Genomic DNA, 5282 nt, shown 5'->3' with positions numbered 1-5282 from the left:
GCGGCCCCGACGCCCCCGCCGCCAAGGAGTTCGCCGAGGACCTGCGCGCCCTCTCCGGCGACCTCGCCGCCCGCCACCGGCTCGTCACGGCCTGGCTCGGCGCCTACGCCGACGACCGCGGCGCCCCGCACGACGACCTCCCCGAGGCCGCCGCCATCGAGGTGTGCGGGCCGGACCTGCCCCGCCGCGAGATCACCGCGCCCGTCACCGCCACCGCCGAAGGACTTCTCGGCAGCCACCCCCGGATCACCGACGGCACCCTCCCGCTGCGCCTCGACGAGCTCCTCGCCCGCACCGCCGCCTTCCGCACCGCCCGCGTCCCCGCCCACCGCGCCGGCACCCGCCGCCGCGCCGCACTCCTCGACACCGAACGCCGCCGGCTGCGCCTGGACGCCTGCCGCCCCCAGGTCATGCCCGCCTTCGTCCGCAACCGCCTCATCGACGAGGTCTACCTGCCCCTCGTCGGCGACAACCTCGCCAAGCAGCTCGGCACCACCGGCGACACCCGGCGCACCGACAGCCAGGGCCTGCTGCTGCTCCTGTCCCCGCCCGGCTACGGCAAGACGACGCTGCTGGAGTACGTCGCCGACCGGCTCGGCCTCGCCCTGGTCACCGTCTCGGGACCGGCCCTCGGCCGGCACACCACCTCCCTCGACCCGGCGGCCGCCCCCGACGCCGCCGCCCGCCGCGAGGTCGAGAAGATCTCCTTCGCCCTGGAGATGGGCAGCAACGTCCTGCTGCACCTCGACGACATCCAGCACACCTCTCCCGAACTCCTCCAGAAGTTCGTCCCGCTGTGCGACGCCCAGCGCCGCATGGACGGCGTCCGCGACGGCGAGGCCCGCACCCACGACCTGCGCGGCAAACGCTTCGCCGTGTGCATGTCCGGCAACCCGTACACCGAGTCCGGGCAGCGCTTCCGGCTGCCGGACATGCTCGCCAACCGGGCCGACGTGTGGAACCTCGGCGAGGTCCTGGCCGGCAAGGAGGACCTCTTCGCGCTCTCCCACATCGAGAACGCCCTCACCGCCAACCCGGTCCTCGCCCCCCTCGCCTCCCGCGACCGCGCCGACACCGCCCTCCTCGTCCGCCTCGCCCAGGGCGACACCACCGCCCGCGCCGACGACCTCACCCACGGCTACGCGCCCGCCGAACTCGAACAGATCCTCGCGGTCCTGCGCGCCCTGCTGCGGGTGCGCGCCACCGTCCTCGCCGTCAACCGCGCCTACATCGACTCCGCGGGCCGCTCCGACGCCACCCGCACCGAGCCGCCCTTCCAGCTCCAGGGCTCCTACCGCAACACCAACAAGCTCGCCGCCCGCCTCGTCCCCGTGATGAACGACACGGAGATCGAGGCACTGATCGACGACCACTACCGCGCCGAGGCCCGCACGCTGACCAGCGGCACCGAGGCCAACCTCCTCAAACTCGCCGAGATCCGCGGCCGCCTCACCGAGGACGAGGCACGCCGCTGGCAGGAGGTGAAGGCGGCCTGGCGCGCCCGCTGAGCGAGGGGTGGGCGATGTCACAGCCCCGTCGGGCCCCCGGGGACACCGTCCGGCACAAGGGCCGCAGGGGCCCCGCGGCGGGCCCGTTCCCCGGCGCAGGGACCCTCCCGGACGGCCCCTGCGCCGCCCGGGAACCGCCCTACGGCGGGTGGGCGGCGGCCTTGACGAAGGCTTAGCATCCTCTCCGTGTCCAAACTGACCGACGTGCCCAAACGCATCCTCATCGGGCGCGCACTGCGCAGCGACAAGCTCGGCGAGACCCTTCTCCCCAAGCGCATCGCACTCCCCGTCTTCGCCTCCGACCCGCTCTCCTCCGTGGCCTACGCCCCGGGCGAGGTGCTGATCGTGCTGTCGGTCGCGGGGGCCTCGGCGTACAGCTTCAGTCCGTGGATCGCCGCCGCGGTCGTGGTGCTGATGTTCACGGTGGTCGCGTCCTACCGGCAGAATGTGCACGCCTACCCGAGCGGCGGCGGCGACTACGAGGTCGCCACCACCAACCTCGGCCCCCGGGCCGGACTGACCGTCGCCAGCGCACTGCTCGTCGACTACGTCCTGACCGTCGCCGTGTCGATCTCCTCCGGCGTCGAGAACCTCGGCTCCGCGATCCCCTTCGTCGTCGAGCACAAGACGTTCTGCGCCGTCGGCATCATCGTGCTGCTGACCCTGATGAACCTGCGCGGCGTCAAGGAGTCCGGCAAACTCTTCGCCATCCCCACCTACGTCTTCGTCACCGGCGTCTTCGTCATGATCCTCTGGGGCGCGTTCCGCGGCCTGGTCCTCGGCCACGCCATGGAGGCCCCCACCGCCGGCCTGACCGTACGCGCCGAGCACGGCGGCATCGCCGGTATCGCACTGGTCTTCCTGCTGCTGCGCGCCTTCTCCTCCGGCTGCGCCGCGCTCACCGGCGTCGAGGCGATCAGCAACGGCGTCCCCGCCTTCCGCAAGCCCAAGTCGAGGAACGCCGCGACCACCCTCGCCCTCATGGGCGGCCTGGCCGTCGTCATGTTCTGCGGCATCATCGCGCTGGCCATGGCCACCGACGTCAAGATGGCCGAGAACCCGGCCAAGGACCTGCTGCGCCACGGCGCCCCCGTCGGCCCCGGTTTCACCCAGGACCCGGTGATCTCCCAGGTCGCCGCCGCGGTCTTCGGCAGCGGCTCGTTCCTCTTCGTGGTCCTCGCCGCCGCCACCGCCCTGGTCCTCTTCCTCGCCGCGAACACCGCCTACAACGGCTTCCCGCTGCTCGGCTCGATCCTCGCCCAGGACCGCTACCTGCCCCGCCAGCTGCACACCCGCGGCGACCGGCTGGCGTTCTCCAACGGCATCGTCCTGCTGGCCGGCGCCGCCGCCGTCCTCGTCTACCTCTACGGCGCCGACTCCACCCGCCTGATCCAGCTCTACATCGTCGGCGTCTTCGTCTCCTTCACGCTCAGCCAGATCGGCATGGTCCGCCACTGGAACCGCCACCTGGCCGCCGAGAAGTCCTCCGCGGCCCGCCGCCGGATGCACCGCTCCCGCGCCATCAACGCGTTCGGCGCCACCCTCACCGGCCTGGTCCTCATCGTCGTCCTGCTGACGAAGTTCACCCACGGCGCCTGGGTCGCCGTCCTCGGCATGGTCATCTTCTACGTCACCATGACCGCGATCCGCCGCCACTACGACCGGGTCGCCGAGGAGATCGCTCCCGAGGACACCCCCGACGAGACCGTCCGCCCTTCCCGGGTGCACTCCATCGTCCTGGTCTCCAAGGTGCACAAGCCCACCCTGCGCGCCCTGAACTACGCCAAGCTGATGCGCTCGGGCACCCTGGAGGCGGTCAGCGTCGACGTCGACCACGCCGACACCAAGGCCCTGCGCTCCGAGTGGGAGCGCCGCGGCATCGACGTCCCCCTCAAGGTCCTCGCCTCCCCCTACCGCGAGATCACCCGCCCGTTCATCGACTACGTCAAGTCGCTGCGCCGGGAGAGCCCGCGCGACGCCGTCTCCGTCTACATCCCCGAGTACGTCGTCGGCCACTGGTACGAGCACCTGCTGCACAACCAGAGCGCCCTGCGCCTCAAGGGCCGGCTGCTGTTCACCCCCGGGGTGATGGTGACGTCCGTGCCCTGGCAGCTCGACTCCTCCGAGGCCGCGAAGAAGCGCGCCCGGCGCCGCGCGGAGTGGAGCGCCCCCGGCGCGGTGCGCCGCGGCCCGGTCGCCCCGCCCGGCAAGGAGAAGGCGGCCACGCGGAAGTGACCGCGGCGCCGGGCACGGCACGGGGCGACGTAGACTCGAAGGCTGTCGTCCCGCCGTACCCGGCCGCCGCGCCGCCACCCCCAGGAGTCCCGCCGCCGTGCAGACAGAACCGAAGAAGTCGCTGGTCGGCACCGAGTACGAGGTCGAGGTCGGCCCGGTCGCGCACGGTGGCCACTGCATCGCCCGCACCGACGCCGGCCAGGTCCTCTTCGTCCGGCACACCCTTCCCGGCGAACGCGTCGTCGCCCGCGTCACCGACGGCGAGGAGGGCGCCCGCTTCCTGCGCGCCGACGCCGTGGAGATCCTCACCCCCGCCAAGGACCGGGTCCCGGCCCCCTGCCCCTTCTCGGGCCCCGGCCGCTGCGGCGGCTGCGACTGGCAGCACGCCGCCCCCGGCGCCCAGCGCCGCCTCAAGGCCGCGGTGATCACCGAGCAGCTGGCCCGCCTCGCCGGACTGACGCCCGAGGAAGCCGGCTGGGACGGCACCGTCGCCCCGGCACCCGGCGACAAGGTCGCCAAGGGCGAGGTCCCCGCCTGGCGCACCCGCGTCCAGTACGCCGTCGACGAGCAGGGCCGCGCCGGTCTGCGCAAGCACCGCTCCCACGACGTCGAACCGGTCACCCACTGCATGATCGCCGCCCCCGGCGTCACCGAACTCGGCATCGAGCGGCGCGAGTGGCCGCAGATCGCCACCGTCGAGGCCATCGCCGCCACCGGCTCCCACGACCGCCAGGTCGTCCTCACCCCCCGGCCCGGCGGCCGCCTCCCGATCGTCGAACTCGACAAGCCGGTCTCCGTACTGCGCGTCGGCGAGAAGGACGGCGCCGTCCACCGCGTCCACGGCCGCCCCTTCGTCCGCGAACGCGCCGTGGGCCGCACCTGGCGCGTCGGCAACGGCGGTTTCTGGCAGGTCCACCCGATGGCGGCGGACGTCCTCGTCGAGGCCGTCATGCGCGGCCTGATGCCCAAGAAGGGCGACACCGCCCTCGACCTCTACTGCGGCGTCGGCCTCTTCGCCGGCGCACTCGCGGAACGCGTCGGCGACAAGGGCGCCGTCCTCGGCATCGAATCCGGCAAGCGCGCCGCCGAGGACGCCCGCCACAACCTCGCCGACCTCGACCGCGTCCGCATCGAACACGGCAAGGTCGAGCAGATCCTCCCGCGCACCGGCATCACCGAGACCGACCTCATCGTCCTCGACCCGCCCCGCGCCGGCGCCGGCAAGAAAACCGTCACCCATCTCGCCTCCCTCACCCCCCGCCGCATCGCCTACGTAGCCTGCGACCCGGCCGCCCTTGCCCGAGACCTCAAGTACTTCCACGACGCCGGCTACACCCCTCGGCGTCTCCAGGCGTTCGACCTGTTCCCGATGACCCATCATGTGGAGTGCGTGGCGATCCTGGAGAAGGCCGCGAAGGGCTCCTGACCTGCGGCTTACGAAGTGACGGGCATCCGGTGGCCTGACGGTCCGGGTGCCCGCGTCCTTGAGGGCGTGTCCCCGATTCGTGCTGTGGACGGGGGATCGTGTAGGTTTCTCGG

At 72.7% G+C, this 5282-nt stretch carries 3 protein-coding genes; all 3 read left to right on the top strand.

Going from position 1 to position 5282, the window contains the following annotated elements; genetic code table 11:
- The coding region (locus AC51EU_RS26755) for an AAA family ATPase (protein WP_496269656.1) at positions 1–1508 on the top strand (1508 nt) is incomplete at its 5' end.
- A 186-nt stretch (positions 1509–1694) separates the two neighbouring features.
- Positions 1695–3743 (top strand): APC family permease, encoded by a 2049-nt coding sequence (locus tag AC51EU_RS26750; RefSeq protein WP_496269655.1) that lies wholly within the window; start codon positions 1695–1697, stop codon positions 3741–3743.
- A gap of 97 nt (positions 3744–3840) precedes the next feature.
- Positions 3841–5169 carry a class I SAM-dependent RNA methyltransferase gene (locus tag AC51EU_RS26745; RefSeq protein WP_496269654.1) on the top strand — a complete coding sequence of 443 codons (1329 nt, stop codon included), beginning with the start codon at positions 3841–3843 and terminating at the stop codon, positions 5167–5169.
- Positions 5170–5282: the final 113 nt, after the last annotated feature.

This window comes from Candidatus Streptomyces philanthi (genome assembly GCF_059553635.1).
The sequence above is the reverse complement of the archived record's forward strand: the minus strand, read 5'-3'. Positions and strand labels throughout refer to the sequence as shown.